The organism is Streptomyces sp. NPDC008079 (assembly GCF_042957385.1).
Classification (GTDB): Bacteria; Actinomycetota; Actinomycetes; order Streptomycetales; family Streptomycetaceae; genus Actinacidiphila.
Genome location: NZ_JBIBIC010000022.1, coordinates 21541 through 48425 on the forward strand (window position 1 = coordinate 21541; position 26885 = coordinate 48425).

Consider the following 26885-nt stretch of genomic DNA (forward strand, 5'->3'; position numbering starts at 1 on the left):
GTCACGCTCCGGGCCGACTCGATCCGCGTATCAGGAGGCGGGTCGGGATGATCCGCGGCTCCGCCGTGTCGACCGGCGCCGCGTCGATCAGCTCGCGCAGCGCCTCCACGGCCGCCTCACCGAGCCCGCGCTGGTCCTGCGCCACCGTGGACAGCGCCGGGCGCACCAGCGCGGCGGCGTCGATGTCGTCGAAGCCGACCACCGCCAGATCGCGCGGCACCGAGAGGCCGGCGTCCGCCGCCGCGTGCATCGCGCCGACCGCCATCTGGTCGCCCGCCGCGAAGATCGCCGTCGGCGGCTCGGCCACCGCGAGCAGCCTGCGGGCCGCCTCCTCGCCGCTGTCGAGGAAGAAGTCGCCCTCGGTCACGTACTGCGGCGGCACCGGGAGCCCCAGCCGGGCGCAGGCCCGCTCGTAGCCCGCCAGCCGCTCGGCGGCCGGGGGAAGGTGCAGCGGACCGGTGATGGTGGCGATCCTGCGGTGCCCCAGCGCGTACAGATGCTCCACCGCCGCCTCCGCGCCCGCCGCGTTGTCGGAGCTGACCCGTACCGTGCGCGGCCCGGTGAACGCGGTGTCGATGCCCGCGCAGGGCACGGCGGACGCGGCCAGGACGCGCAGGCAGCGGTCGTCGGCGGGGGTGGTCAGCACGATGACGCCTTCGAGATTGTGCCGCCGCACCGCTTGCAGATGCGCGGCGTCCGGGTCCTCGGGGCCCGGCGTCGTCAGCAGCATCAGGTGGTAGTCCGCCTCGGACAGCGCGGTGCGCACCGCGCTCAACAGGCCGAGCAGAAAAGGGTTGTGGAGTCCCTGTGCCTCCTGTCCGCTGTCCCAGATCAGACCGATGGTGTCCGAGCGGCGCCTGACCAGGGTGCGGGCCGGTTCATTGGGCGCGTAGCCCAACTCGATCGCCAGTTGCCGGATTCGCGCGCGGGTGGCCTCGCTCACCTCGGCGCGGTCGTTGAGAGCCCGGGACACGGTGGCGGTCGACACACCACTGCGGCGGGCGAGTTCACGAATGTTCACGGCGTACCTGATTCTGCGCGAGGGGAACAACGTGGAAACTTGGGACAGGTGAAAGGTGACTCCTGCGTACAGTCTTGACGATCAGTCAAGGCGAGGACAGACTTCCGGCCGATCGGAAACGTTTACGGCACTAGGTCCCGACAACCGGCCGGGACCCCGACAGGAACGGGACGCCTGCGATGCCTACGAACGCACGACGACGACCACGCCTCAGAGTCATTCTGACACTCGCCACCGCCGCGGCGTGTGTGGCCGCGGTCGCTTCCGTACCGGCGGAGGCCGGGGACAATCCGACGTACACCAACGCGAAAGCACCGGTCGACGTCCGGGTGAAGGATCTGCTGAAGCGGATGACACTGGCCGAGAAGATCGGTCAGATGGACCAGATCTCCGTGGTCAGAATGCAAGGCGACTGCGAGTGGAGCGGTGGCGAATTCACCGAATCCTGCATGAAGAGCGTGCTTCTCGACAACGCGGCCGGATCCGTACTGTCCGGCGGCGGCGCGGGACCTGCGGTCAACACGCCCGAGAACTGGGCGAAGATGGTCAACACGGTGCAGAAATACGCCGTCGAGAAATCCCGGCTGCACATCCCGATCATCTACGGCGTCGACGCCGTGCACGGCCACAACAACGTGCTGGGCGCCACGATCTTCCCGCAGGAGATCGGCCTCGGTTCCGCCTGGGACCCGACGCTGGCCAAGAACTCCGCCGCCTCCACCGCCAAGGCGGTCGCGGCCACCGGCATCGACTGGAACTTCGCGCCGGTCACCGACATCGCGCGCGACCAGCGCTGGGGCCGCTACTACGAGACGTTCGGCGAGGACCCGCTGCTCGCGGGCACGCTCGCCGCCGCGGCGGTCGACGGCATCGAGGGCGCCAACGGCGCCAAGAACGTGGCCGCCACCGTCAAGCACTTCCCCGGCTACGGCGAGCCCGGCAACGGCCACGACCGCGTGCCCGGCGACGTCTCGATGCGCTACCTCCAGGACACGCTGCTGCCGTCGTACAAGCAGGCCATCGACGCGGGCGCGCAGTCGGTGATGATCAACTCCGGTGCCGTCAACGGCATTCCGGCGACCGCCTCGCACTACCTGCTCACCGATGTGCTGCGCAAGCAGTGGGGCTTCGACGGCGTCGAGGTCAGCGACTGGGCGGACGTCGCCGCGTTGCAGACCGCGTACCACGTCGCCGCCGACTACCCCGAGGCCATCGCCAAGGCCGTCAACGCGGGCCTGGACATGGCGATGGAGCCGTACGACGCGCAGGGCTGGAGCACCGGCCTGAAGACCGCCGTGCAGCGCGGCCTGGTCACCGAGAAGCGCATCGACCAGTCCGTGTCCCGCATCCTGAAGATGAAGTTCGAACTCGGCCTGTTCGAACACCCCTACGTGGACGCCTCGAAGGCCAACGGCCGGGTGCTCGGCGCCGACACCGCGCTGGCGCGGCAGGCGGCCGACGCGTCGCAGGTGCTGCTGCGCAACGACGGCAATGTGCTGCCGATCTCGTCCTCCGCCAAGAAGATCGTGGTCGCCGGTTCCTACGCCGACGACATCAACGACCAGGTCGGCGGCTGGACGGTGGGCTGGCAGGGCGTGCCCGACGGGGTGACGCTGCCCGGCACCACCGTGCTCCAGGGCATCAAGAAGGCGGCGCCCTCCGGTACGGAGGTCGTCCAGGCCAAGACCGCGGACGACGCGGTGGCGCAGGCCAAGAACGCCGATCTGACCGTGGTGGTCGTCGGCGAGAAGGCGGCGGCCGAGGGCGCGGCGGACAGCCCGCGGCCCGCACTGACCGCCGACCAGGTGGCGTTGGTGAAGTCCCTCAAGGCGACCGGCAAGCCGGTGGTCACCGTGGTCCTCGCCGGACGCCCGCTGGTGCTCGGCGAGGCGGACGGCACCCAGGGCCTGCTGATGTCCTGGCTGCCCGGCAGCGAGGGCGGCAACGCCGTCGCCGACGTGCTGTTCGGCAAAGTCAACCCGAGCGGCCGGCTCAACGCGACCTGGCCCAAGGACATCGGCAACGAGCCGATGTACTACCAGCAGTTGCCCGGCACCAACGGCGGCCCCGAGTCCTTCGTCGACGCCGCCTACCCCTTCGGGGCGGGCCTGTCGTACACCACCTACGGCTTCGACTCGGTCAAGGCCGACTCGTCCACCGTGCGGGCCCGGGACACCGTCCACCTGAAGGTGAAGGTCTCCAACTCCGGTGGCCGTGACGGCGATCTGGTGGTGCCGGTGTTCGTGTCGCAGCCGTCGAGCGACGTGCTCGCCCCGTCCCGGAAGCTGGTCGCCTTCACCAAGGTGCACCTGAAGGCCGGGCAGTCCCGTACCGTCGCGCTCGACGTGCCGCCGAGCCGTCTCGCCGTCACCCCCGGTGACGTCAACGGCGCGGGCAAGCAGGAGGTGGCACGCGGCGCCTACGTCTTCACGGCGGGGACGCAGACCGCCACGGTGACGGTCCGCTGATCCACGCACACCGCCGGGCCGCGTGAGGGACGATCCCCTCGCGCGGCCCGGCGCTTCGCGCACGGTCGGACCGTCACGCGCCCGGCGCGGGGGGCTCGGCCGGTTCGACGAGCCCGGCGATGGCGCGCAGCGAGTCGTTGAGCGCGGTCGTCGCCGAGTCCTTCAGCTTGCCCGCCATGAGGGAGACGGCGGCCCCGGTGAAGGTGCCGTCGATCCGTACCTCGGTGGCGTCGCCGTCGGGCGTGAGCGCGTACCGCATCCCGAGGCTCACCCCCATCGGCCCCTTGCCGCTGCTGCCCAGCACCCGCTCGGGCTCGAACTCGTCGACCGTCCAGGTCACGTCCGCGGGGAAGCCCATCATCCGCAGGCTCTCCTGGTACGTGGCCCCGGCCGTCAGCGGCCGCGGGCCGCCGTCGGGGAAGGCGGTGTGGGTGGCGTTCCACTCGCCGTAGGAGGAGAAGTCGGTCAGCAGGTCCCAGATCTTGCCTGCGGGGGCCGCGATACGCGCCTGTGCGGAGACTTCGGCCATGCGATCACTCCCTGAGTACCGGTCCACTCCCTGAGCACCGGTCGTGCCGCGCACCGTAACCGCGGGCGCCGCAACACTCAATACTGATGGACCGTCAGATACGGGGAGTGCGGCCTGCCGACACTGCGCGACAGCGTCGGGGGAGCGGCCAGCAGCCGGTTCACGTGCGCCCGCGGCAGACCGTGCGCCGGATTGACCGGCAGCAGCAGCCGGTCCGGACGGAACCTGGCCCTGCGGACCAGGCGGCGCGGGATCACGTCGTCGGTCCAGGCGAAGGGCCGCCCCGCCGCGTACCGCAGGATCGGCGCCCACTTGCGCGCCGAGTACCGCTCCGCCTCGCGCAGCGGCGGATCGCCGGGCCGCGGCCGGTAGCCGCTGAATTCCACCACCGGCAGCGGCGGCAGACCCAGGCGCGGGGCGATGTGCGTGTTCGCCTCGTGCTCCCAGGTGGTCGCCCAGACGAGGTCGTACATATCCGCCAGTTCGCGCAACCACACGCCGTGCCGGGCGGACAGCAGCACGGTGTGGGTCAGGATGTCGTGCACGGTGAAGTCCGGCGAGGGCAGCACCGGATTGAGCACACCGTCGACATCCAGGAAGAGCAGCGGTCGGACCATGGAACTCCTTCCCCGGTGGCGGGGCAGGTCGGTGTGTGTCGCCAGAGAGGGACGAGGCGACGGCCGGTACGGTTGCGGGTCGGACGGGAGGACATATGCGCGAAGACGACGGTCCGGCTACCCCCGACGGCGGAAGCGACGCGTCACCCGGGGGCGCGTCACCCGATGATGCGGCACCCGCCGGGGCGGCAGTCGGTAACGCGCCGCCGGACGAGGCGGCACCCGGCGGACCGGGACGCGGGCGTACGTCGCCCGGCGACCCCACGCCGGGCGACGCGGCACTGCTCGCCAGGCTGCGGGCCGCCCCCGTACTGGCCGGGCGGCTGCCGGAATTCGACCCGTCCGACGCCCCCGACACCCCCGGCCCGCTCTTCGCGACCTGGCTGGAACTGGCGCTTTCCGACGCACTGCCGGAACCGCACGTCATGACGCTCGCCACGGTCGGCGCCGACGGCACGCCCAGCGCCCGCGTCCTGATGCTGCGCGGAGTCGACACCGCCGACTGCGCCGTCGACTTCGCGTCCGACGCGGTCAGCCGCAAGGGCCGCGACCTGGCCGCGCACCCCGTCGCCGCGCTGACCTGGTACTGGCCCGCGCACGGACGGCAGATCCGGATGACGGGACCGGTCGACGTACTGGACGAGGAGACCGCCCGGCGGGACTTCCTCGGCCGCTCCCCGGCCTCCCGTGCCGCCGGCTTCACCGGGCGGATGAGCGGCCCGCTGACCGGAGCGATGGAGTACGAGCGGGCGCGCGCCGCGGCGGACGCCCTGGTGGCCGCGGAACCGGAACGGATTCCCGAGGGCCACACCGTGTACCGGCTGCGTGCCCAGGAGGCGGAGTTCTTCCAGGCCGACCCCGGCCGCTTCCACGTACGGCTGCGCTACACCCGCTCCGGTCAGGCGGGGGAGGGCCGGGACGGGCGCGGCGAGGGGGACACGGACGGCGGCTGGACCCGGACCCTGCTGTGGCCATGACTCATCCCTGGGGATGACGCGGGAACCGGCCAACCCCCTCCATGGGCGGAGGCACGGATGGCCCCCGGTGCGGATGCGCCGCACCGGGGCCGCCTGATGAAGTGGATGGCGTGTACAGCAACCACGGGCCGCCGCTCGACCTGAGCCACCTGGCGGACGACCTCCGCCTCACGGTCGAACTGCGTTCCGTGGCGGCCAGCGCGCGCCGTCGGGCCACGCGCGACGGCGACCAGCAGATCGACACCGCCCACCTGCTGCACTCCCTTTTGGAGATCGACCCCCTGGCGCGGGCCGCCTGCGACGCCGGGACCGGACAGGTCGTCCGCGTGCTCGGCTACCTGGTGCAGCGCAGCATCGGCTACGGGCTGCGCTGGCGCGGCACCGTCGAGGACTCCGGCGCGCTGCCCACCGTCCAGGCCGTCGCCGGCACCGGCTGGAGCCCGTCCGCCGCCGCCGCGATCCGCAACGCCGTCGCCCTCGCCCGCCGCCGTGGCCGCACCCAGGCCGACGGCATCGACCTGCTCGACGCGCTCGCCTCCGACCCCGAATGCCGCGCCGTGGACGTGCTGCGCGCCGCCGGACTCGACGTCAGCGGCTACCGGGATGACGGTCCTGTCGCGAGCTGACATCATGACCCGATGCACGTAACTCAGCGGCGAAACGGGGGCCTCGGGCTCGCTCTGGTGTCCGCCTTCGCCTTCGGCGGATCGGGCGTGGCCGCCAAACCGCTGATCGAATCAGGGCTCGACCCGCTGCACGTGGTCTGGATGCGCGTCGCGGGCGCCGCGCTCATCCTCCTCCCCATCGCCCTGCGCCACCGCGAACTGCCCCGCCGCAGGCCGGGACTGATCCTCGGGTTCGGCCTCCTCGGTATCACCGGCTGCCAGGCCCTGTACTTCGTGGCCATCTCCCGCATCCCGGTCGGCGTCGCCATCCTCGTCGAATTCCTCGGCCCCGCCCTGCTGTTGGGCTGGGTCCGCTTCGTCCAGCGCCGCCCCGTCAGCCGGTCCGCGGCCCTGGGTGTCGTGCTCGCCATCGCCGGCATGGCCGCCGTCGTCGAGATCTGGTCCGGCCTGGCCTTCGACCCGCTCGGCCTGCTCCTCGCCTTCGGCGCCGCCTGTTGCCAGGTCGCCTACTTCGTCCTCGCCGACGACGGCGCGGAGAGCGCGGACGCGCCGGAACCCATCGCCGTCATCGCCTACGGCCTCCTCGTCGGCACCGCCGTCCTCTCGGTCGTCGCCCGCCCCTGGAACATCGACTGGGCGATCGTCTGGCAGCAGTCCGCGCTCGGTGAGCGCGAGGTCCCGGCCGTTCTCCTCGTCGCCTGGATCGTCCTCGTCTCCACCGTCGTCGCCTACCTCGCAGGCGTCCTCGCCGTCCGCCGCCTCACCCCTCAGATCGCCGGGGTCGTCGCCACCCTCGAAGCCATCGTCGGCACCGTCCTCGCCTGGGTCCTCCTCGACGAGCACCTGGGCGCCGCCCAGGTCGTCGGCGGCGCCCTCGTCCTGGCGGGCGCCTTCACGGCCCAAACGGCCAGCCGCGCCAAGCCGGCGGCGACGCCGGACCCCCTCCCGGAACCCGACTTGGCCGACGCCTAGCGCCAAACGCCTCCCCGCCGCGGTTCGCCGCACGGGTGCCCCTGCACAAGGGGCTGCGCCCCTCCGGTACCGCTGCGCGGTGGGGTTCGCCGGTAGCCAGCGAGCCGAAGGCGGCGCCGGTGTCGAAAGCGACGATGAGCAGGGAGCGAGGAACGAGCGACCGTCGAAGAGGAGCGTCGACACCGGATCTAAGCCGCCGGAGGCGAGAGGGCGGCAAAAAAAGGGGAAGGACGGTGCGCCTGCGCAAGAGGGCTCCCACGCACGGTTCGCCGTACCGGTGACCTGACGCGAGTGGGCGACCCGCACCCCTGCCCCCCCGCAAGAGAGCCACCCGCACCCCCGACCCCCCGCAAGAGCCCCCGCCCCCAACCCGCCTCCCTCCACCGCCCTGCCCTCACCCTTCCCCCCCCGAGCCCACCCCCCCCGACCCCACCCCCCTCACGTAAGCTTCCCCCATGCATCTCACCGTTCTCCCGCCTCCTGCCGTCTGACGCGGGCGGCGACATTTCGGAAGACCTGGGGCCGGACCCGGCGCGGTGACTCGCGTTCGAGGTGAACGGCCGGGTCGCCGCTGTCCGCATATGGCGACCGGCGACCTCACCCCACCTCTTCCGCGGGAGAATCCTCGTGTCACTCACGCATGTCCACACCCCGGTCGACGCTGCCCTGTCGACGAACCGGGGCCTGATCTATGTCGTTTTCGCGGCCACCGCCTGGGGCACGGCGGGCGCCGCGGCGGCGCTGTTGTACGACGGGAGCGGGCTCGGCCCGCTGTCGCTGACCTTCTGGCGGGCGGCCGGCGGCTTTCTGCTGCTGTCGGCGGTGCGCGCGGTGCGTCCGGCCGCCGCGGTGCGGGTGGTGCGGGCGGAGCCGCGGCGGCGCAAGGCGGTGCGGATCCTGGTCACCGGCGCGGGCCTGACGCTCTTTCAGACCGCGTACTTCTGCGCGGTCAAGTCCACCGGGCTTGCGGTGGCCACGGTGGTGACGCTCGGGTCGGGCCCGGTGCTGATCGCGGTCGTGGCGCGGCTGGCGATGGGGGAGCGGCTCGGGCGCGGCGGTACGGCGGCCGTGGCGGGCGCGCTCGGCGGCCTCGCGGTGCTGGTGCTGGGCGACGGCGGTACGGGCGTACGGCCGCTCGGAGTGCTGCTCGCGGTGCTGTCCGCCACGGGGTACGCGGCGATCACGCTGCTCACCCGGTGGCTGGGGCGCACGGGCTCGGCGGGCGACCCGCTGGACACCTCGCTGTGGTCGTTCGGCATCTGCGCGGTGGCGCTGCTGCCCGCGGCCTGGGCCGAGGGGCTGTTGCCGCAGGCGGCGGGGCTCGGCCGTACGGTGCTGCTGCTCTGCTACCTGGCGTCGGTGCCGACGGCCGCCGCGTACGGGCTGTACTTCGCGGGCGCCGCGGTCCTGCGGGCCGCGACCGTCTCGGTGATCGCCCTGATCGAGCCGGTCTCGGCGGCCGTCATCGCCGTGGCACTGCTCGGTGAACATCTCACGGCCGCGACGGTGACGGGCACCGTGATCCTGCTGGCGGCCGTCACCGGTCTCGGTCTCGAGGAGGCCAGGTCCGCGTCGGCGCAGCGGAGGGCGGCGCCCGTGGTGGGGTGAAACCTTCAGGCGCCGGTCCCGGCGTCGGCCGCCGCGGACAGGCGGCGGATCTGATGGGTACGGGCCGCCGCGTCGTGCGGCCCGTCCCGGTCCGCGAGCAGGTCCATGACGCGCCGCCGCATCCGCTCCGGCTTGTTGCCGCCGTACTTGAACTTCGCCCGTACGTCGGTGACGTCGAGGCGGACACCGCGGATGCCGGGCAGCATGCGGCCGAACGGCTCCTGGCCCGGTTCCACGGGCGCGGTGCCGCCGCGGGGCTGGAAGTGGCCGACCTGGCGCCGCAGGAGGTCGGCCTTGAGCTGCGGGTCGTCCACGATGTGGGCGGTGCAGTACAGCAGGACGGCGGCGTAGAAGCTGGTCGGTGTGCCGTGTTCCGTGGGGGCGCCCTCGGGCGTGTGCCAGGGGCCGGGGATGAACGTGTAGTCGTCCACGACGCTGAGCGTGACCCGCGGGCTCGCCTCCAGGGCCCGCCAGATCGGGTTCGGGCGGGCGAGGTGCGTGACGGCCTCGCCCAGCCCGGCCGGTCCGGGACCGTCGGCGCCGGCCCGCGGGTCGTAGGCGAAGTGCAGCGGCTGGACGAACGGCGGCTCTCCGTCGACGCCGTTGACGGTGAGCTGGCCGAAGTCGTGGACGGCCAGCCACTCCTGCCACTCGCTGTCGGAGGTGGGCGCGTCCCAGGGGTGGATCAGCATGCCGCGGCCCTCACTTTCCCGGTCGGCCGGGCAGGTAGCCGGGCAGGGGTATCGACGGGTCGAGGTCGTCCGCCGGGATCGGGGCGCCGTAGGTCCTGGCGACCGGGACCACGCCGGTCCAGTAGGGGAGCGAGATGTCCTCCGGCTCGTCGTTGGGGCCGCCGGTGCGGACCTTCGCCGAGACCTCCAGCAGGTCGAGCCGGATGACGGCGGTGGCGGCCAGCTCCTTCGCGTCCGCCCGGCGGGAGTCGGCGGCGCGTCCGGGCACGGCCTGCTCGACGATCGCGTCCAGCGCGAGCGACCGCTCGGCCGGGTCGGTCACCTGGTGGGCGATGCCGTGCACCACCACCGAGCGGTAGTTGATCGAGTGGTGGAAGGCGGACCGGGCCAGCACCAGGCCGTCGACATGGGTGACGGTGAGGCAGACCGCGAGCCCGTCGTCGGCCCGCGCCCCGCGCAGCGGCCGGGACCCGGTCGAACCGTGCACGTACAGCCGCTCGCCCGACCTGGCGTAGAGCGTCGGCAGCACGACCGGCGCGCCGTCGCGGATGAAGCCGAGGTGGCACACATAGCCCTCGTCCAGGATGCCGTGCACCACCTCCCGGTCGTACGCGGCGCGTTCGCGGCTGCGGGTCGGGACGGTGCGGTCGGTGGGCGGATATCCGACGGGAGGTGCGGAGGCCATGGCGAGATCCTTTGCACTAGTGCATAATAAGGTTTGTGCTAGGAGATTACCGGATCACAGGTCGGGGCGCATCGGATATCGCCGCCAGCGTCGAGAGCGCGGTCGGCACGGGCGCGCTGCATCCCGGTGAGGCGCTGCCGCCGCTGCGGGAACTGGCCCAGGAATTGGACGTCAACCCGAACACCGTGGCCGCCGCCTACCGGCTGCTGCGCGACCGCGGGGTGATCGAGACGGCGGGGCGGCGCGGCAGCCGGGTACGGTCACGGCCCGCCACCGCGCCCCGTGACGAGATCCGGATCGACGTCCCGGCGGGCGTCCGCGACATCGCCTCCGGCAACCCCGACCTCGCGCTGCTGCCGCCGCTCGACGGGGCGCTCGCCGCCGCCGCAGCCCGCCACGCGGAGGCACCCGCGCTCTACGGCGCCGTCCCGGTCGATCCCGAACTGGCGGCGGCGGCCCGCGCCGCGTTCGACGCGGACGGCGTTCCCGGCGGGCCGATCGGCATCACCTCCGGCTCGCTGGACGCCATCGAGCGCGTCCTGGCCGCCCATCTGCGGCCCGGCGACGCCGTGGCCGTCGAGGACCCCGGCTGGGGCAGCACCCTCGACCTCGTACCGGCGATGGGGCTGCGCGCCGTCCCCGTCGGCGTGGACGACGAGGGACCGCTCACCGAGGACGTGGCGCGGGCCGTCCGGGCGGGCGCCCGGGCGCTCGTCGTCACCGACCGGGGACAGAATCCGACCGGCGCGGCCGTCTCGGCCGCCCGCGCCCGCGAGTTGCGCGCCCTGCTCGCCGACCACCGGCAGGTGCTGGTCATCGACGACGACCACGTACACGGACTGGTCGACCTGCCGCTGCACTGCCTGTCCGGGGTCACCGACCACTGGGCGCTGGTCCGCTCCACCGCCAAGGCGTACGGCCCCGACCTGCGGCTCGCGCTCTACACCGGCGACGCCGTGACCGTCGACCGCGTGCGCGGGCGGCACCGCCTCGGCGCCGGATGGGTCAGCCACCTGCTGCAACGGGCCGTCGTCCACCTCTGGGAGTCCGGCGCCGTCGATCCGGTCCGCACCGCGCGGTCCTACGGGGAGCGGCGCGACGGTCTGGTGCGGGCGCTGGCCGAGCGCGGGATCACGGCGCACGGCCGCAGCGGCATGAACGTATGGGTGCCGGTCAGTGACGAGACCGGCGCGGTGGCCGGGCTGCTCCAGCGCGGCTGGGCGGTGGCGCCGGGCGCCCGCTTCCGGCTGGCCTCACCGCCGGGCATCCGGCTGACCGTCTCCGCGCTCGCCCCCGCCGACGTCGTCCCGCTGGCCGACGCCGTCGCCGCCGTACTGCGCCCGGCGGGGCCGGGCGCGGCGTCAGGCGCGGGCCGCTACGGCTGAGCCCTGGCGGCCGAAGCGGGTGCGGTCGCCTCGGGCTCGGCCGCGGACCGGGGCTCCGCGGCAGGCAGCGCGTCCTCCGTCCGTATCGGCGTCTGGAGCCGGACCTCGGCCTCCACGGGCACGGCGGCCGGGTCCGGTTCCGGTGCGGGCGCGGCCTTGGGGCGGCGCTGGGTGAGGGCCGCGCCGATCAGGATGACGGCGGCGCCGACCGGCTCGTTCCAGCTCAGTGCCTCGCCGAGCAGCAGGACACCGGCGGCGGTGGCCACGATCGGGATGAGGTAGGTGACCATCGAGCCGATCGTCGGCCCCTTCTCCGCGACCAGGCCGTACTGGATGAGGAAGGCGACCCCGGTGCCGAGCGCGCCCAGCGCCAGCACCGACAGCACCGACTTGAGCGGGTACGCGTCGGGCATCGAGGTGAAGAACGGCGTGACCAGCAGCAGTTGCGCGGTGCCGAGGCTCAACTGGCTCGCGGACATGGCCAGGTGGGAGCTGTCCGTGCCGGAGAGGGTGCGGCGCACGTACGCCCAGCCGACCGCGTAACTGAAGGCCGCGGTGAGCGCCATGATCGTGCCCTTGGGGTCCTGTCCCGAGAAGCCCTGCCAGGCGCCGAGCACGGTCAGCACGCCGATGAAGCCGAGGCCGACACCCGCGAAGCGCTGCCGCGAGGGCCGGTCCTCCGACAGCGCGACCACGGACACCAGCATCGAGAACAGCGGTGTCGCCGCGTTGCATATCCCCGCCAGCATCGACGGGATGGTCTGCTCGGAGTAGGCGAAGAGCGAGAACGGCAGCGCGTTGAGCAGCACTGCGGCGACCGCCAGGTGCAGCCAGACGCGCGGTCCGCGCGGCAGCCGCTCCCGCTTGACCGCGACGGCCACGGCCAGCACCGCCGTGCCGAAGACCATCCGGCCGAGCGTGACCTGGAGGGGCGCGAACGCCTCGTTGCCCACCTTCATGAACAGGAAGCTGAAGCCCCAGACCAGGCCGAGCGCGGCGAAGCGGATCCGCCAGTCGACGGTCCTGCGCGGTATGCGGCGCGAGGTCCGGCCGGAGCGCGGCGAAGAGGAGGCGGGTGTCGGGGAGACGGGAGCGGAAGCGGCTGTCCTGGGCTCGGCGGGTGCGGTCATGCGACTACGATGGCGCGTTCGACCTCGTAGAACAAGCGAGAATTTGTACACGGACGACGTAGGATTACTAACATGTTGAGTCTGGAGCGCCTGCGCGTCCTGCACGCCATCGACACCTACGGCTCGGTGTCCGCCGCGGCGGACGTGCTGGGTGTGACGACCTCGGCCGTGTCGCAGCAGATGGCGAAGCTGGAGCGGGAGACCGGCCAGTCCCTGCTCACGAAGAACGGCCGCGGGGTACGGCTGACCGACGCGGGACGGCTGCTGTCCGGGCACGCCGACCGGATACTGTCCCTGGTCGAGCTGGCGCACGCCGACCTGGAGGCGCACCGGGGCGCCGCCGTCGGCGAACTGCGGGCCGGCGCCTTCCCCACCGCCGTCCGGGGCCTGTTCCCCGACGCCCTCAACGCGCTGCGGCGCGAGCACCCGCAGCTCAGGACCGTCGTGCACGAGCTGGAGCCGCAGGAGTCGCTGGCCCGGCTGGCGCGCGGCGACATCGACCTCGCGGTCGTCCTCGACTGGTACAACAAGCCGCTGTCGCTGCCCGGCGGCCTCGCCAAGGCGCCCCTCGTCGACGACATCGCCGACATCGCGCTGCCCGTGGGGCACCGGCTGGAGGGCTGCGACCAGATCGAGCTGGACGAACTGATCGACGAGGACTGGATCGCCTGGCCCGACGGCGGCTTCTGCAACGAATGGCTGCTGTTCACCCTGCGCGGCAAGGGTATCGAACCGCGGATCGCGCACCACGCCGAGGAGCACGCCACCGTGCTCGCGCTCGTCGCCGCCGGTCTCGGCGTCGCCGTCATGCCCCGCCTCGGCCGCGACCCGATGCCCGGGGGTGTCCGCATCGCCCCGGTCCAGCACACCATGCGCCGCCATGTCTACGCCGTCTGGCGCGAGGACGCGGACCGCCGCCCCGCCATCCGCGTGGCGGTCGAGGCCCTGCGCCGCTCGGCGGGACGCGTGGGCGACTGACCCCCGGCGAAGCGGTACGGAGTTCGGCCCGCAGTGGCCTCCGGAATCCGGTCGGACGGTGAGGCTCGCGCCGGCCGGCGGATTCAGGAGCGCCCCGGCTCCGGCCCGGCCGCCGCGGCGGCCATCTTCGTGAAGTCCCACGAGACGACCCGCTCCGGTGTCAGCCGCAGCCACGCGTGCCGTCCGTCGTGCGGCATCGCGGGCAGGCCGAAATTCCGCTCGGAGAAAAGGCGTTCCGGTGTGTCGAGTTCGGGGTGCGGCACGCCGGTACGGGGGGCCTCGCCGACGAAGTCGACCGAGCCGGACAGCTCGACGCCGCGCAGCTCGCCGTAGTCCTCGCCGTCGTCCACGACCACGGCGATCCGCGGGTCGCGCCGCAGGTCGGCCCAACGGCGGCTGCGGACCAGGGAGTAGAGCCAGAGCGAGGTGCCGTCCCAGGCGAACCACAGGGCGCCCGCGTGCGGACGGCCGTCCGGCGAGACGGTCGCGACCCGGCAGGTGCGGTGCCCGGCGAGGAAGACGTCGATCTCCGCCGCGCTCATCATGATCCTGCGGCCCCGACGCTGGGTGGCGGTCATGGCACCTCCGTGCGCATCGCCCATGGCTGACGAGGAGCTGATCCCATGTCAGGTCCTCCTCCGGAATCATCCGGCACCGGACCGCGAGGGTCCAGCCCCTGATCCCTTCCGATCTGACGGACCGTCAATTATGGTGCGCGCCATGACCTCCGCCGACCGCCTCGCCGCACTGCTGCGGCCCGCGACCACCGCGCTGCTCACCGTCGAGTGCCAGCGCGGTGTGGTCGGGAGCGACAGCGTGCTGCCCGAACTGGCCGCCGCGGCACGCGACTCGGGCGTGCTGGACCGCGTCGGCCGCCTGGTCGCGGGCGCGCACGCCGCGGGCGCCGCCGTCCTGCACGCCGTCGCGATCCGCCGCCCGGACGGGCGCGGCGCCAACCGCAACGCCCGGCTGTTCCGCGCCGCCGACCGGCTGCCGGTCAAGCAGCTCGACGGCACCGACGCCGTACGGCTCACCGAGGAGATCCCGGTCGCCGACACCGACCTGACGGTCACCCGGCTGCACGGCCTCTCGCCGATCGCGGGCACCGACGTCGACGCGCTGCTGCGCAACCTCGGCTGCCGGACCCTGATCGTCACCGGGGTCTCGCTCAACATCGCGATCCCCAACGCGGTCTTCGACGCCGTCAACCTCGGCTACGACGTCGTGCTGCCCGCCGACGCCGTCGCCGGAGTCCCCGCCGACTACGCGGCGGCCGTCGTCCGGCACAGCCTGTCGCTGGTCGCCACGGTGACGACGACCGACGACATCCTGGCCGCCTGGAAGCGGTGACGCGAGCGCCACAACACCGCTGCCTCGAAGCGCTGTTGGCCGCCTCGGATTCCGGTCGCCGCCCGGCGCCGGACGCGGCACCCACCCGCCGCGCCCGGCACCGCAGCCGACGACGTAAGCCCGTAGACCCGTAGACCCGTGAGCCCGTGAGCCCGTGAGCCGTACGTCCGGACCGATCAGCTACCGAGCATCACCTGGTCACCCGACACCGTCACGTTCTCCGAAGGCAGCGGCCTCGTGGCCGGGCCGCTGGCGACGCTGCCGTCGGCCACGTGGAACTTGCTGCCGTGGCAAGGGCAGTTGATCGTGCCGTCGGACACGCTGCCGACCTGGCAGCCCGAGTGGGTGCAGGTCGAGGAGAACGCCTTGTACTGCCCGGCGGTCGGCTGGGTGACGACCACCTTCTGGTCGGCGTAGATCTTCCCGCCGCCGACCGGGACGTCCGAGGTCTTGCCAAGCGCGGTGCCGCCACCGGAGGCCGCGGACGAGGTGGGCGCCGTGCCCGCGTCCGACGTGGTGGGGTCCGCGCCGGCCGAGGTCGTCGGCGCCCCGGCGTCCGACGGCGACGCGGAGTCGGAGGCGGCGTTCGACGAGCCGTCCGAGCTGCCGCAGGCGGCCAAGGCCGCGGCGAGTCCCACGCCGCCCGCCGCCGCTACGAAGCCGCGACGCGTGGGAGGCACGGAGAAGCGGGGGGTCTCTGCCATGAGGTGCGTCCTGTCCGTTCGGGGGGCCGGGCGGTGGAGGGAAACCGCCCGGCAGCGTGGTGTCACGCGTGCTGTCTCATACGGGCGTCCGCTCCGGAACGTTCAACGCCGCACGCAAGAAGTTCACCTGGTGCCTCAGGAGTCCCTCCACCACCGTCTCGTCCGTCGGCGAGTGCGTGACGTTCGACAGCGGCAGCACCTGGTGCGGGCGGTGGGCCGCGAGCAGGGCCGCTGACATCCGCAGCGTGTGCGCCACCACCACGTTGTCGTCCGCCATACCGTGCACCAGCAGCAGCGGGCGCCGCAGGTCCGCGGCCTCGCCGATCGGCGACGAGCGGTCGTACGCGGCGGGCTCCTCGTCCGGGTGGCCGAGGAAGCGCTCCCGCCAGTGCGTGTCGTACAGCCGCTGGTCGCTCGGCGCCGCGCCGCTGACCGCCGCGTGGAAGACCTCGGGCCGGCGGATCACCGCCGCGGTGGCCAGCGTGCCGCCGTACGACCAGCCGCGGATCCCGACCCGCCCGAGGTCGAGGTCGGGGCAGTGCTCGGCCGCCGCGCGCAGCGCCGTGACCTGGTCCTCGATCGGCGCGCTGAGCGAGTCGCCGCGCACGGTCTTCTCCCAGGCCGGGCCGCGCGCCGGTGTGCCGCGCCCGTCCGCGACGACCACCGCGAAGCCCTCCTCGGCGAACCACTGCGCCTCGTACATCGACCAGCCCCCGCCGCGCGTCACCAGCCGCATCGCGGGCCCGCCGTAGGAGGCGACCAGCACCGGCAGCGGCCCGCCGCCCGGCTCGTACCAGGACGGCAGCAGCAGCGCCGTACGGATCTCCCGCTCACCGGCCCGCAGCCAGGTCACGCGCGGGGTCAGGACGGGCTCCGCTGCCAGGCAGCCGACCGCGGTCTCCTGACCGCCGTCGCGCAGCAGCGTCGTGCGGTGGCCGCGCTCGGTGCGGGAGTCGAGCAGCAGCGTGCCGCCCGCGCGCAGGCCGGTGTGCACGCCGGGTCCGGAGCTGAGCCGTACGGGGCCGCGCTCGCGGTCGTACGACCACAGGTGCTCCTCGGTCGGCTCGTCGCAGGCGGTGAAGAGCACCGACTCGCCCGCCGCGCCGAGGACTTCGCGGACGTGCAGACCGTCCGGCGTCACCGGCTCGCCGCCGACCGTCAGCCGCCGGGACCCGCCGGTGTCCGCGGTGTGCACCAGCGCGCCGGACGCGGTCCTGGCGGGCGTGCCGGGGATCAGTTGCACCCACGCCGGGTCGCGCTGTTCGTGCAGCGGCCGCGTCCCGCCGCTGCCGGGGTCGGCGGCGAGCACCCGTACCGTCCGCTGGTCCCGGCTCTGGACCGCCAGCAGCGGGCCGTGCGCGTCCCAGTCCGCGCTCGTCAGATATTCGTACGCCGCGCGGTCCCAGCGGACCTCGGTGCGCCTCCCGTCCAGGCCCAGCACGTGCAGCGAGACATCGGCGTTGGCCGTGCCCGCCGTCGGGTAGGGCACCGCGCGCGGCGGCTTGGCGGGATCGGCCGGGTCGGAGATCCACCAGCGTCGGACGCGGGCGGTGTCGACGCGGGCGGTCAGGACCGCGGCGCCGTCGGGCGACCACCAGTGGCCGCGGTACCGGTGCAGCTCCTCCGCCGCCACGTGCTCGGCGAGCCCGTACGTCACGTCCGCGGTCTCCGGCGCGGCGAGCAGCAGATCGGCGCCGCCGTCGAGGTCGGCCACCCGCAGCGCGCCCTCCGTCACATACGCCACGCGCCGCCCGGCCGGGTCCGGCCGCGGGTCGACCACGGGCCCGGCGGTGGCGACCGGGCGCGCCGCGCCGCCGTCGGTCCGCACCGTCCACAAGGCGCCGTCCAGCGCGAAGACGACGGTGCGCGCGGCGGCGTCGGTGGCGTACGCGACGATGCCGCCGCTGCGTTCCCTGGTCCGCTCGCGCCTGACCAGCTCCGCCTCCGGCACCTCGCCCGGCGCGGCGCCGAGCGCGTCCGGGTCGGCCAGCAGCCGCTCCTCGCCGTCCGCGAGCAGCCACAGACAGCTCGTACGGTCCTCGCCGCCGCGGGTGCGCAGGAAGAGCAGCCTCCCGCCGTCGGGGGAGAGGGTGAAGGAGCGGGGCACGCCGAGCGAGAAGCGCTGGGTGCGGGCGAGTTGGCGGGGCAGGCCGCCGGAAGGGGTACGGAGCGGGGCGCGCGCCGGGTCACGCGCGAGGTCAGGTGCCGGGTTATCGGTGTCCATGAGGGGACTCTGGCCCATTAGCCTGGAGCGATGTTGAGAGAAGTGACGGGCATCCGCTATGTGACGCCGCTGCGCGAGGGCGGCTCGGTGCCCGGTGTCGTCGAGGCCGACGATCTCGGTACGTACGTCGTGAAGTTCACCGGCGCGGCCCAGGGCCGCAAGGCGCTGATCGCCGAGGTGATCGCGGGCGAGCTGGCCAGGCGGCTGGGGCTGCGGGTGCCGGAGCTGGTGCGCTTCCACTTCGATCCGGCCATCGCGCCCGGCGAGCCCGACCAGGAGATCCAGGATCTGCTGAAGGCGAGCGGCGGGCTCAATCTCGGAATGGACTTCCTGCCCGGATCTCTCGGCTTCGATCCACTGGTCTTCCCCGTGGACACCGCGGAGGCGAGCCGCATCGTCTGGTTCGACGCGCTCATCGGCAACGTCGACAGATCGTGGCGGAATCCTAACATGCTGGTCTGGCACCGGGACTTGTGGCTCATCGACCACGGCGCCTCACTGATCTGGCACCACAACTGGCGTACGGCGCGAGCCGCTTCCGACAAGCCGTACAACGCCGCCGACCACGCGCTGTCCCGCTTCTCGCCCGATCCGGCCGCCGCGGCGGCCGAGTTGGGGCCACTCGTCACCGACGCGCTGCTCGCCGAGGTGACCGCGCTGGTCCCCGACGAGTGGCTGACCGACGAGCCGGGGTTCGACTCGCCCGACGACGTACGCCGCGCCTACCGCGAGCTGCTGCTGGCCCGCGCCGGGGACGTACACCTGCGGACCACGCTCGCGCCCCGGCAGGAGGAGAAACAGCCGCCGCCGGAGTGGCTGCGGACCTGGGTCGAGGGGAAGAACGCCCAGTGACCGGCCGGGACGTCTTCGAGTACGCGCTGGTGCGCGTGGTGCCGCGGATCGAGCGCGGCGAGATGATCAACGCGGGCGTGCTGGTGTACTGCCGCGCGCAGGGCTTCGTCGGGGCCCGTGTGCACCTGGACGAGGCCAGGCTGCGCTGCCTGGACGCGGAGGTGGACGTGCTCGGCGTGCGGGTGGCGCTGCGCGGCTACGAGGACATCTGCGAGGGCGGCGAGCGGGCGGGACAGGCGGCGGGAGACGACCCCGGACGCCGTTTCCGCTGGCTCACCGCGCCGCGCAGCACCATCGTGCAGCCGGGCCCGATCCACACCGGTCTCACCGCGGACGCGGGCCGGGAGGCGGACCGGCTGCTGGAGCTGTTGGTGCGCTGAGTCATCTCGTCAAAGCCGTGCCCTGAGCCACATCGGCCGTGGTGGCGTTGACACAGGGTCACGGCGCTCCTACGGTTTCGGCAACGGGACCTACTAAGCGGTCGCTCATGTGCCAGGCGCGGGCCGGGCACGGACGGCGCCGCACCACAGGGCTGAGGAGATCAGATGTCCACCACCGAGCAGCGCGTCGCGATCGTCACCGGTGCCGCGCGCGGAATCGGCGCCGCCACCGCGGTGCGCCTGGCCGCCGAGGGCCGCGCCGTCGCCGTACTCGACCTCGACGAGAGCGCCTGCAAGGACACCGTCGAGACGATCACCGCGGCGGGCGGCAGGGCCATCGCGGTCGGCGCCGACGTGTCCGACGAGGCGCAGGTCGAGGCGGCCGTCGCCAAGGTGGTCCAGGAGCTGGGCGCGCCGACGATCCTGGTGAACAACGCGGGCGTGCTCCGCGACAATCTGCTGTTCAAGATGAGCGCGTCCGACTGGGACACGGTCATGAACGTGCACCTGCGCGGCGCCTTCCTGATGACCCGCGCCGTCCAGAAGCACATGGTGGACGCCGCGTTCGGCCGCGTCGTCAACCTCTCCTCGTCCTCCGCGCTCGGCAACCGCGGCCAGGTCAACTACTCGGCCGCCAAGGCCGGTCTCCAGGGCTTCACCAAGACCCTCGCCTTCGAACTCGGCAAGTTCGGCGTCACCGCCAACGCCGTCGCGCCCGGCTTCATCGCCACCGACATGACCGCCGCCACCGCCGCGCGCGTCGGCATGGGCTTCGACGACTTCAAGGCCGCCGCCGCCACCCAGATCCCGGTCCAGCGGGTCGGCGTCCCCGACGACGTCGCGAACGCCATCGCCTTCTTCACCGGCGAGCAGGCCGGCTTCGTGTCCGGCCAGGTCCTGTACGTGGCCGGTGGCCCGCTCGACTGACGCGCGCCGCGCCGACCGAGTGACACCCCCACAACCGACAGGCCGGAGGCCCCAGACCATGACCCAGCCCCCCGACAGCGGGCGCGTCGCCCTCGTCACCGGCGCCAGCCGGGGCATCGGCTACGGCATCGCCGAAGCCCTCGTCGCCCGCGGCGACCGGGTGTGCATCACCGGGCGCAACGAGGACGCGCTCAAGGAAGCCGTCGAGAGGCTCGGCGCCGACCGCGCCATCGGCGTCGCGGGCAAGGCCCACGACGAGGCGCACCAGGCCGTCGCCGTGGAACGCACCATGGAGGCGTTCGGCCGCGTCGACTACCTCGCCAACAACGCGGGCACCAACCCGGTCTACGGGCTGCTCGCCGACCTCGACCTCGGCGTCGCCCGCAAGGTGTACGAGACCAACGTCATCTCCGCGCTCGGCTTCGCCCAGCAGACGTGGAAGGCGTGGCAGAAGGAGAACGGCGGCGCGATCGTCAACGTCGCCTCCGTCGCGGGCCTCGCCCCCTCGCCGCTCATCGGCGCCTACGGCATCAGCAAGGCCGCGATGATCAACCTCACGGTGCAGCTCGCCGCGGAGATGGCGCCCGGCGTCCGGGTCAACTCCGTCGCGCCCGCCGTGGTGAAGACGAAATTCGCCGCCGCGCTGTACGAGGGCCGGGAGGCGGAGGCCGCGGCCGCGTACCCGCTCAAACGGCTCGGTCTGCCCGAGGACATCGGCGGCGCCGCCGCCTTCCTGCTCTCCGACCAGGCGAGCTGGATCACCGGGCAGAATCTCGTCCTCGACGGCGGGCTCTTCCTCCAGGCGGGGGTCGCGTAGCGGCGGCCGTCCGAGGGGTCCGCGAGCCGGCCCGTACGAACGCGGCCCGGACGCGCGGGCTTGCCTTCGTCCGTACTCCAACGTGCACAGTCCTCGTGTGGGTGACCGCGACGGTCGCCCGCCGAGGACTTCCCACGTTACGGATTACGGAGACCGCACATGCGTTACCGCACACTCGCAGGAGGCGCGGGGCCCGAGGTCAGCGCCCTGTGCCTGGGCATCCTGCCGTTCGGCACGACCGTGGACGAAGCCACGTCCTTCGCAATCCTGGACCGCTTCGCCGAGGCGGGCGGCACCTACGTCGACACCGCCAACAACTACTCGGTCTGGGCCCCCGGCGGCACCGGCGACGAGAGCGAACTGCTGCTCGGCCGCTGGCTGCACAGCCGCGGCGCCAGGGACCGTACCGTCGTCGCCACCAAGGTCGGCGCTCGGCCGCCCGTCGGATCGACGGCCGTGTGGCCCGACGCCTGGGAAGGGCTGTCGGCCAAGGCGATCGAGGCCGGGATCGAGGGCAGCCTGCGGCGGCTGGGCACCGACCACGTCGACGTGTACTACGCGCACGTCGAGGACCGCGACGTGCCGATGGCCGAGACCGTCCAGGCATTCGCGGACGTCGTGCGCGGCGGCAGCACCCGCGTCCTGGGATGCAGCAACCACGCCGCCTGGCGCGTCGGCGCGGCCCGGCAGTACGCCGCCGACCACGGGCTGCCCGGCTACACGTGCGTGCAGCAGCGCTACACCTACCTGTGGCCCGTGCCGGGCGGCGAGTGGGGCGCGCAGTGGTACGCCCGCGACGACATGCAGGACTTGGTCGCCTCGAACGACGACATGACGCTGATGGCGTACGGGCCGTTGATGAGCGGTGCGTACACCCGCACCGACAAGGAACTGCTCGCGCAGTACGACCACCCCCTGTCGCACCGCAGGCTCGAAGTGCTGCGGGAGGTCGCGGCCGAGGCGGGCGCGACGCCCAACCAGGTCGTCCTGGCCTGGCAGATGGGCGGCGCGCTGCCGGTGGTTCCCGTGGTCGGGGTGAGCAGCCTCGCGCAGCTCGAAGAGGCCCTGGGCGCCGTGGAGTTGGACCTCGACCCGGAGCTGCGGGCCCGGCTGGACGCCGTCTGAGCGCGGCGGGCGGGTGAGGCCGCCGACGCGGATCGGTGAGCTGATCGGCGGGCCGGCCGGTGAGTTGGCCGGGGGTGCGGGGATGTCAGTGGGTGGCGGTACGTTCTGGGGCAGTAGCAAACGGATCGATTGCCGGAGGTTCCTGACGTGCCCAGCATGCTGCCCGACTCCTGGGAGACCGTTCTCGGCGAGGAGTTGGACAAGCCGTACTTCCAGCAGCTCACCGAATTCGTCGAGGCCGAGCGGGAGGAGCACCGGATCTTCCCGCCGCGCGACGAGGTCTTCGCGGCGCTGGAGGCGACGCCGTTCGACCGCGTCAAGGTGCTGATCCTCGGTCAGGACCCGTACCACGGCGCGGGACAGGGGCACGGGCTGTGCTTCTCGGTGCGGCCCGGCGTGAAGACGCCGCCCTCGCTGCGGAACATCTTCAAGGAGATGAAGGAGGAGCTGGGCCACCCCATTCCGGACAACGGCTATCTGATGCCGTGGGCCGATCAAGGTGTCCTGCTGCTCAACGCGGTGCTGACGGTCCGCGAGGGCGAGGCCAACTCGCACAAGGGCAAGGGCTGGGAGAAGTTCACCGACGCGGTCATCAAGGCCGTGGCGGCCCGCCCCGACCCGGCCGTCTTCGTCCTGTGGGGGAACTACGCGAAGAAGAAGCTGCCGCTGATCGACACCGAGCGGCACGCCGTCGTCCAGGGCGCGCACCCCTCGCCGCTGTCGGCGAAGCTCTTCATGGGCAGCCGCCCCTTCACCCAGATCGACAAGGCCGTCGCCGACCAGGGGCACACCCCGATCGACTGGCGCATCCCCGATCTCGGGGCGTCCGCGAGTTAGCTTCGTGGGTGAGGCGAGGAGGCTCGGGTGGAGCGACGGGACGAGCCGGGTGGACCGGACGCGATCATGACCAGGATCGGACAGGTCGTGATGCTGCTGCACGCCGGGGACCGGGAGGAGGCCAGAACCCGGTTCGGCGCGCTGTGGGACGAGATCGGGGAGCGGGGCGACCCCCTGCACCGCTGCACGCTGGCGCACTACATGGCCGACACGCAGGACGACCCCGAGGACGAACTGGCCTGGGACCTGCGGGCGTTGCGGGCCGCCGACGCCGTCACGGCGCGCGGCGGCACCGAGCCCCGCGGGGGCCCCGACAGCCCCGGCGGCCCCGACAGCCCCGGCCGCTCCACCGGCGCCGCGCAGATCCGCGGCTTCTACCCCTCGCTCCACCTCAATCTCGCCGCCTCCTACGCGAAGGTGGACGAGGACCGGCTGGCCCGCAGCCACCTCGGCCTGGCCCGCAAGGCGTGCGACGCGCTCGCCGAGGACGCGTACGGGGACGGGGTGCGGGCCGCCGTGGCCCGGATGGAGTTGCGGCTGCTGGGCTCCGACCAGCTTCCGTAGCCGTGAGCCGTGAGCCGTGAGCCGTGAGCCGTGAGCCGTGAGCCGTCAGGGGGCAGGGGTCAGCGGTCCCCCATCACCCTTCGGCCGTCAGCCGTCGCGAGCCGTGCCGCCCGTCCGGTCCGGCTCACCGGCCGTAGGACTGACGGCAGATCCGGGCCGCGTCCCCGTCCTTCGCCCAGCCGCCGTAGGTCTCGCCCAGCGCGCAGACGTCGGCGGCGCCGGGCAGCGCCGCTGCCGGTCCGCGCGGGAGGGACCTCGGCGGCGGCACCGAGCGGGAGCGCGGCACCGGCCGGTGCTGCGGCTCAGGGCCAGGCCGCGGCCCTTGACCTGCGGAGTACGGGCCCGTGCCCGGTCGGCCGCCCGGCCCACCGGCACCGCGCTCCGGTTCGGGCGAGGGCGTCCTGGAAGGGGCCGGATCCGGCTCGGCCGTCTCCAGCAGCACATGGTCGGGCCGCGGCACCAGCGGCCCGCCGTCCGGCGCCGCCACCCGCGGCGCGGCCCTGCCGGGCACGGGAGCGGGGACGGGGACGGGGGCCGGGGGAGCGGAGACGGTGGTGCACCCGGCCGCGGCGGAGGCCGCCACCAGGAACACGACCACGGGTAGGCGGCGCATTCCGACAACTGTGCCGAAACATGGCGGAGCCGGGTATGCCCCGCAGGGGTGAGCGGCCGGGCGGGGCGTACCGCGCGCTCACCCGTCCGGGGCCGGTCCGCCGCGGGGCCGCGCCGTACGCCCGCTGCCCGAAGGCCCCGGAAGCGTTCCCGAACCGTCCCCGTATGCTGCGGGGACACCGCGAGAAGGAACGACAGGAGCAGCGCATGGCATCCGGCAGCGCCCCACGGAAGATCGGCGTGATCGGGCTCGGTGACATCGCGCAGAAGGCGTATCTGCCGGTCCTCGCCTCGCAGCCGGACCTCGAACTGCACCTCCAGACCCGCACCCCGGCGACCCTCGACCGGATCGGCGACGCCTACCGGCTGCCGCACCGCCACACCTCACTGGACACGCTGCTCGACCAGGGCCTCGACGCCGCCTTCGTGCACGCGCCCACCGACCTCCACGTCGAGATCGCCGGACGGCTGATCGAAGCGGGCGTCCCCGTCTACGTCGACAAGCCGCTCGCCCGCGATCTGGACGGCGCACGGCAACTGGTGGCCCTCGCCGAGGAGCGCGGCGTCCCGCTCATGGCGGGCTTCAACCGCCGTTACGCGCCCGCCTACGCGCAGTGTCTCGACCACCCGCGCGACCTGATCCTCATGCAGAAGAACCGCGTCGGCCTCCCCGAAGAGGCCCGCGGGATGATCTTCGACGACTTCATCCACGTCGTCGACACCTTGCGCTTCCTGGCCCCCGGCACCGTCCGGGACGTCCACGTCTCCGCCAAGGTCCGTGCCGGCCTCGTCCACCACATCGTGCTGCACCTGTCGGGTGACGGTTTCACCGCGATCGGCTCCATGAACCGGATGAGCGGGTCCACCGAGGAGAGCCTGGACGTCAGCGGTGACGACACCCGCCGTCAGGTGCTGAATCTCGCCGAGGTCATCGACCACAAGGGCCAGCCGACGGTACGCCGCCGGGGCGACTGGGTGCCGGTGGCCCGGCAGCGCGGCATCGAGCAGATCACCCTGGCCTTCCTCGACGCCGTCCGCGCGGGCAAGCACCTCGACGCCCAGGACGCGCTGCGCACCCACGAGCTGTGCGAGCGGGTCGTCACCGAGGTCCGGGAGCTGACCGCCTGACCAGCACCACGCGCCGGATCTCGTAGGCGGCGGCCAGCACGACCAGCAGCAGCGCCAGACGCGGCACCCAGTCGCCGAACCGGTCGTACGGGCTGCGGCCGGTGGCCAGCGGCACCGCGTAGACCCGCGCCGTACTGCTGCTCTCGCTGATCCGCTGCCCGACCGGGTGGCCGTTCGCGTCGTAGACGGCGCTGATCCCGGTCAGGGTCGCGTGCACCATCGGCCGCCAGCTCTCCGCTGCCCGCAGTGCCGCGAGCGAGGCGTGCTGCGCGGGCGCCCACGACCCCTGGAACGACGACGTGGACGACTGCGCCACCAGCACCTGGGCGCCCTTGTCCGCGAGATTGCGGCTCATGTCGGCGAAGGCGGACTCGAAGCAGATCAGCGGCCCGATCCGTACCGTCCCGGTGTCCATCACGACCTGGTGGTCGCCGCGCTGCCGGTCCTCACCGGCGGCCTTGCCGACCGAGGTGGCCCAGCCGAGCAGCGACCGGAAGGGGATGTACTCGCCGAACGGCACCAGCCGCATCTTGTCGTACGTGGGTCCGGTGACGCCGTCCGGGCCGATCAGCACCGACGTCTTGGAGATGCCGGTGCCGTCCGCGCGCTCCGCGTCGACATTGACCAGGATGTCGGCGCCGACCTGCTGGGAGAGGGCCGCCAGCTCCTCCGCCAGCTGGGGCCGCGAGGTGAGGTCGAAGCCGACGCTGCTCTCACCCCAGACCACGAGATCCGGGTGGCTGCCCACCAGGCCACGGGTGAGCGCCACCTGCCGGTCGATCCGGGCCTCGGGGCCCACGACGACGCCCGGCTGGACGACCGCGACCCGCACGGCGCCGGACTGCTGCGGGTGCGGTGCCCACAGCCACACCATGCCGGTCAGCACGGCGGCCGTGGCCAGCGCGGTCGCCGCGGGCCTGCGGACGGCGGGCACCGCGACGAGCGCGGTCAGCGCGGTGTTGACGAGCACCACCAGGAGGCTGACCAGCCACACCCCGCCGACGGAGGCCAGCCGCAGCGCGGGCCGCACCTGCCACTGGCTGGCGCCCAGCAGTCCCCAGGGGCCGCCGAGATACTGCCAGGAGCGCACCAGCTCCACCATCAGCCAGCCGCACGGCACCAGCACCATCGCCGCCGCGGCCCGCCGCGACCCGGTGCCCTCGCCGAACAGCCTGCGCACCAGCCAGCCCCACGGCGCCCACAGCGCGCCCAGCAGCAGGGCGAGCGCGACGATGAACACGTTCAGACTCGCGAAGAGCCAGTGGTGCACCGCCAGCATGAAGCCCGCGCCGCCCAGCCAGCCGTCCAGCGCCGCCCGCCGCGCACTGCCCGCGGAGCGCACCAGCAGCATCCACGGCACCAGCGCCACGTACGCCAGCCACCACAGCGACGGCGCGGGGAAGGCGAGCGCCGGGAGCGCCCCGGCGGCGGCGGCGCCCAGCCCGCGCGCCCACGGCGAGGACAGCCGTGACCGCTGCTCCTGGGCCGTCACCGTCATGCGTGCTCCCTCGCCGCCGTTCACTGTCGCTCTGTTCCGCCCTGTTCCGTCCGCACGCCGCCATCCGCGCCGAATCCGCTCCGGCGTTCCTGGCTCCGGCCTACCCTGCGCGGATGGCGGCATGCGGACGACGGCGTGTCGTCTGCATGCCGCCGTCCCCGTGCCGCCGTGTCCCTGCC

General features: G+C 73.3%; 27 protein-coding genes. 16 read left to right on the plus strand and 11 right to left on the minus strand.

Annotated features, from left to right (window positions below):
* Position 1 precedes the first annotated feature (1 nt).
* Entirely contained in the window at positions 2 to 1021 is a 1020-nt protein-coding gene (locus ACFZAM_RS32230; protein WP_391051132.1) for a substrate-binding domain-containing protein, read from the minus strand.
* Positions 1022 to 1269: 248 nt separating this feature from the next.
* Between ACFZAM_RS32230 and ACFZAM_RS32235 the strand changes: the two genes are divergently transcribed.
* Positions 1270 to 3489, plus strand: a complete 2220-nt coding sequence (locus ACFZAM_RS32235; protein ID WP_391051133.1) for a glycoside hydrolase family 3 N-terminal domain-containing protein — start codon at positions 1270 to 1272, stop codon at positions 3487 to 3489.
* 73 nt (positions 3490 to 3562) lie between these two features.
* Here the strand turns inward: ACFZAM_RS32235 and ACFZAM_RS32240 are convergent, their stop codons facing one another.
* Together ACFZAM_RS32240 and ACFZAM_RS32245 are read right to left on the minus strand one after the other, a co-directional pair.
* The gene (locus ACFZAM_RS32240; protein WP_355335695.1) at positions 3563 to 4018 is read right to left on the minus strand and encodes an SRPBCC family protein; all 456 of its coding nucleotides are present in this window, start codon (positions 4016 to 4018) and stop codon (positions 3563 to 3565) included.
* 77 nt (positions 4019 to 4095) lie between these two features.
* Positions 4096 to 4635 carry an HAD domain-containing protein gene (locus tag ACFZAM_RS32245; RefSeq protein ID WP_355335693.1) on the minus strand — a complete coding sequence of 180 codons (540 nt, stop codon included), beginning with the start codon at positions 4633 to 4635 and terminating at the stop codon, positions 4096 to 4098.
* Between the two features lie 95 nt (positions 4636 to 4730).
* Between ACFZAM_RS32245 and ACFZAM_RS32250 the strand changes: the two genes are divergently transcribed.
* The 4 genes from ACFZAM_RS32250 (at position 4731) to ACFZAM_RS32265 (ending at position 8818) form a co-directional block, all read left to right on the plus strand.
* Positions 4731 to 5612 (plus strand): pyridoxamine 5'-phosphate oxidase family protein, encoded by an 882-nt coding sequence (locus ACFZAM_RS32250; RefSeq protein ID WP_391051135.1) that lies wholly within the window; start codon positions 4731 to 4733, stop codon positions 5610 to 5612.
* A gap of 110 nt (positions 5613 to 5722) precedes the next feature.
* Positions 5723 to 6238, plus strand: coding sequence for a Clp protease N-terminal domain-containing protein (locus ACFZAM_RS32255; protein ID WP_355335688.1), 516 nt, complete (start codon positions 5723 to 5725; stop codon positions 6236 to 6238).
* A 12-nt stretch (positions 6239 to 6250) separates the two neighbouring features.
* Entirely contained in the window at positions 6251 to 7210 is a 960-nt protein-coding gene (locus ACFZAM_RS32260; protein WP_355335685.1) for an EamA family transporter, read from the plus strand.
* Between the two features lie 627 nt (positions 7211 to 7837).
* Positions 7838 to 8818, plus strand: coding sequence for an EamA family transporter (locus tag ACFZAM_RS32265; protein ID WP_391051138.1), 981 nt, complete (start codon positions 7838 to 7840; stop codon positions 8816 to 8818).
* Positions 8819 to 8823: 5 nt separating this feature from the next.
* On the opposite strand, the gene ACFZAM_RS32270 is transcribed toward ACFZAM_RS32265, so the two are convergent.
* Both ACFZAM_RS32270 and ACFZAM_RS32275 read right to left on the minus strand, forming a co-directional pair.
* On the minus strand, positions 8824 to 9510 hold the full coding sequence (locus tag ACFZAM_RS32270; RefSeq protein WP_391051140.1) for an FMN-binding negative transcriptional regulator: 687 nt from the start codon (positions 9508 to 9510) through the stop codon (positions 8824 to 8826).
* Positions 9511 to 9520: 10 nt separating this feature from the next.
* A complete protein-coding gene (locus ACFZAM_RS32275) occupies positions 9521 to 10195 on the minus strand; it encodes a pyridoxamine 5'-phosphate oxidase family protein (RefSeq protein WP_391051141.1) in 675 nt (224 codons plus the stop codon).
* Positions 10196 to 10230: 35 nt separating this feature from the next.
* Between ACFZAM_RS32275 and ACFZAM_RS32280 the strand changes: the two genes are divergently transcribed.
* The gene (locus ACFZAM_RS32280; RefSeq protein ID WP_391051143.1) at positions 10231 to 11580 is read left to right on the plus strand and encodes an aminotransferase class I/II-fold pyridoxal phosphate-dependent enzyme; all 1350 of its coding nucleotides are present in this window, start codon (positions 10231 to 10233) and stop codon (positions 11578 to 11580) included.
* Here the strand turns inward: ACFZAM_RS32280 and ACFZAM_RS32285 are convergent.
* On the minus strand, positions 11571 to 12710 hold the full coding sequence (locus ACFZAM_RS32285) for an EamA family transporter (RefSeq protein ID WP_391051145.1): 1140 nt from the start codon (positions 12708 to 12710) through the stop codon (positions 11571 to 11573). The two genes, ACFZAM_RS32280 and ACFZAM_RS32285, sit on opposite strands and share 10 nt — an antisense overlap.
* A 72-nt stretch (positions 12711 to 12782) precedes the next feature.
* Here ACFZAM_RS32285 and ACFZAM_RS32290 point away from each other — a divergent pair, with 72 nt between their 5' ends.
* On the plus strand, positions 12783 to 13688 hold the full coding sequence (locus ACFZAM_RS32290) for a LysR substrate-binding domain-containing protein (RefSeq protein ID WP_391051147.1): 906 nt from the start codon (positions 12783 to 12785) through the stop codon (positions 13686 to 13688).
* A gap of 83 nt (positions 13689 to 13771) precedes the next feature.
* Here ACFZAM_RS32290 and ACFZAM_RS32295 read toward each other — a convergent pair whose 3' ends face one another.
* Positions 13772 to 14266 carry a pyridoxamine 5'-phosphate oxidase family protein gene (locus ACFZAM_RS32295; RefSeq protein ID WP_391051149.1) on the minus strand — a complete coding sequence of 165 codons (495 nt, stop codon included), beginning with the start codon at positions 14264 to 14266 and terminating at the stop codon, positions 13772 to 13774.
* A gap of 142 nt (positions 14267 to 14408) precedes the next feature.
* Between ACFZAM_RS32295 and ACFZAM_RS32300 the strand changes: the two genes are divergently transcribed.
* On the plus strand, positions 14409 to 15038 hold the full coding sequence (locus ACFZAM_RS32300; RefSeq protein WP_391051151.1) for an isochorismatase family protein: 630 nt from the start codon (positions 14409 to 14411) through the stop codon (positions 15036 to 15038).
* 176 nt (positions 15039 to 15214) lie between these two features.
* On the opposite strand, the gene ACFZAM_RS32305 is transcribed toward ACFZAM_RS32300, so the two are convergent.
* Together ACFZAM_RS32305 and ACFZAM_RS32310 are read right to left on the minus strand one after the other, a co-directional pair.
* Complete coding sequence (locus ACFZAM_RS32305) at positions 15215 to 15742, minus strand: Rieske 2Fe-2S domain-containing protein (RefSeq protein ID WP_391051153.1); 528 nt, start codon at positions 15740 to 15742, stop codon at positions 15215 to 15217.
* A gap of 76 nt (positions 15743 to 15818) precedes the next feature.
* Positions 15819 to 17966 (minus strand): prolyl oligopeptidase family serine peptidase, encoded by a 2148-nt coding sequence (locus ACFZAM_RS32310; protein ID WP_391051155.1) that lies wholly within the window; start codon positions 17964 to 17966, stop codon positions 15819 to 15821.
* A 30-nt stretch (positions 17967 to 17996) separates the two neighbouring features.
* Here ACFZAM_RS32310 and ACFZAM_RS32315 point away from each other — a divergent pair, with 30 nt between their 5' ends.
* The 7 genes from ACFZAM_RS32315 (at position 17997) to ACFZAM_RS32345 (ending at position 23468) form a co-directional block, all read left to right on the plus strand.
* Positions 17997 to 18818 carry a HipA family kinase gene (locus ACFZAM_RS32315; RefSeq protein WP_355335654.1) on the plus strand — a complete coding sequence of 274 codons (822 nt, stop codon included), beginning with the start codon at positions 17997 to 17999 and terminating at the stop codon, positions 18816 to 18818.
* A complete protein-coding gene (locus ACFZAM_RS32320; protein WP_355335651.1) occupies positions 18815 to 19198 on the plus strand; it encodes a DUF3037 domain-containing protein in 384 nt (127 codons plus the stop codon). Before ACFZAM_RS32315 ends, ACFZAM_RS32320 begins: the two co-directional genes overlap by 4 nt.
* A 165-nt stretch (positions 19199 to 19363) precedes the next feature.
* Positions 19364 to 20125: a 3-oxoacyl-ACP reductase FabG gene (gene fabG / locus ACFZAM_RS32325; RefSeq protein WP_391051157.1), complete on the plus strand. Its 762-nt coding sequence runs from the start codon at positions 19364 to 19366 to the stop codon at positions 20123 to 20125.
* A 58-nt stretch (positions 20126 to 20183) separates the two neighbouring features.
* Positions 20184 to 20942: a glucose 1-dehydrogenase gene (locus tag ACFZAM_RS32330; RefSeq protein WP_391051159.1), complete on the plus strand. Its 759-nt coding sequence runs from the start codon at positions 20184 to 20186 to the stop codon at positions 20940 to 20942.
* A gap of 159 nt (positions 20943 to 21101) precedes the next feature.
* A complete protein-coding gene (locus ACFZAM_RS32335; protein ID WP_391051161.1) occupies positions 21102 to 22067 on the plus strand; it encodes an aldo/keto reductase in 966 nt (321 codons plus the stop codon).
* Between the two features lie 156 nt (positions 22068 to 22223).
* Positions 22224 to 22904 carry a uracil-DNA glycosylase gene (gene ung / locus ACFZAM_RS32340; protein ID WP_355335794.1) on the plus strand — a complete coding sequence of 227 codons (681 nt, stop codon included), beginning with the start codon at positions 22224 to 22226 and terminating at the stop codon, positions 22902 to 22904.
* Positions 22905 to 22931: 27 nt separating this feature from the next.
* Positions 22932 to 23468, plus strand: coding sequence for a hypothetical protein (locus tag ACFZAM_RS32345; protein ID WP_391051163.1), 537 nt, complete (start codon positions 22932 to 22934; stop codon positions 23466 to 23468).
* Between the two features lie 124 nt (positions 23469 to 23592).
* On the opposite strand, the gene ACFZAM_RS32350 is transcribed toward ACFZAM_RS32345, so the two are convergent.
* Positions 23593 to 24081, minus strand: a complete 489-nt coding sequence (locus tag ACFZAM_RS32350) for a hypothetical protein (protein WP_391051165.1) — start codon at positions 24079 to 24081, stop codon at positions 23593 to 23595.
* A gap of 206 nt (positions 24082 to 24287) precedes the next feature.
* Between ACFZAM_RS32350 and ACFZAM_RS32355 the strand changes: the two genes are divergently transcribed.
* Positions 24288 to 25208 carry a Gfo/Idh/MocA family oxidoreductase gene (locus ACFZAM_RS32355; RefSeq protein ID WP_355335634.1) on the plus strand — a complete coding sequence of 307 codons (921 nt, stop codon included), beginning with the start codon at positions 24288 to 24290 and terminating at the stop codon, positions 25206 to 25208.
* Here the strand turns inward: ACFZAM_RS32355 and lnt are convergent.
* Positions 25180 to 26706, minus strand: a complete 1527-nt coding sequence (gene lnt / locus ACFZAM_RS32360; protein ID WP_391051168.1) for an apolipoprotein N-acyltransferase — start codon at positions 26704 to 26706, stop codon at positions 25180 to 25182. The two genes, ACFZAM_RS32355 and lnt, sit on opposite strands and share 29 nt — an antisense overlap.
* Positions 26707 to 26885 lie beyond the last annotated feature (179 nt).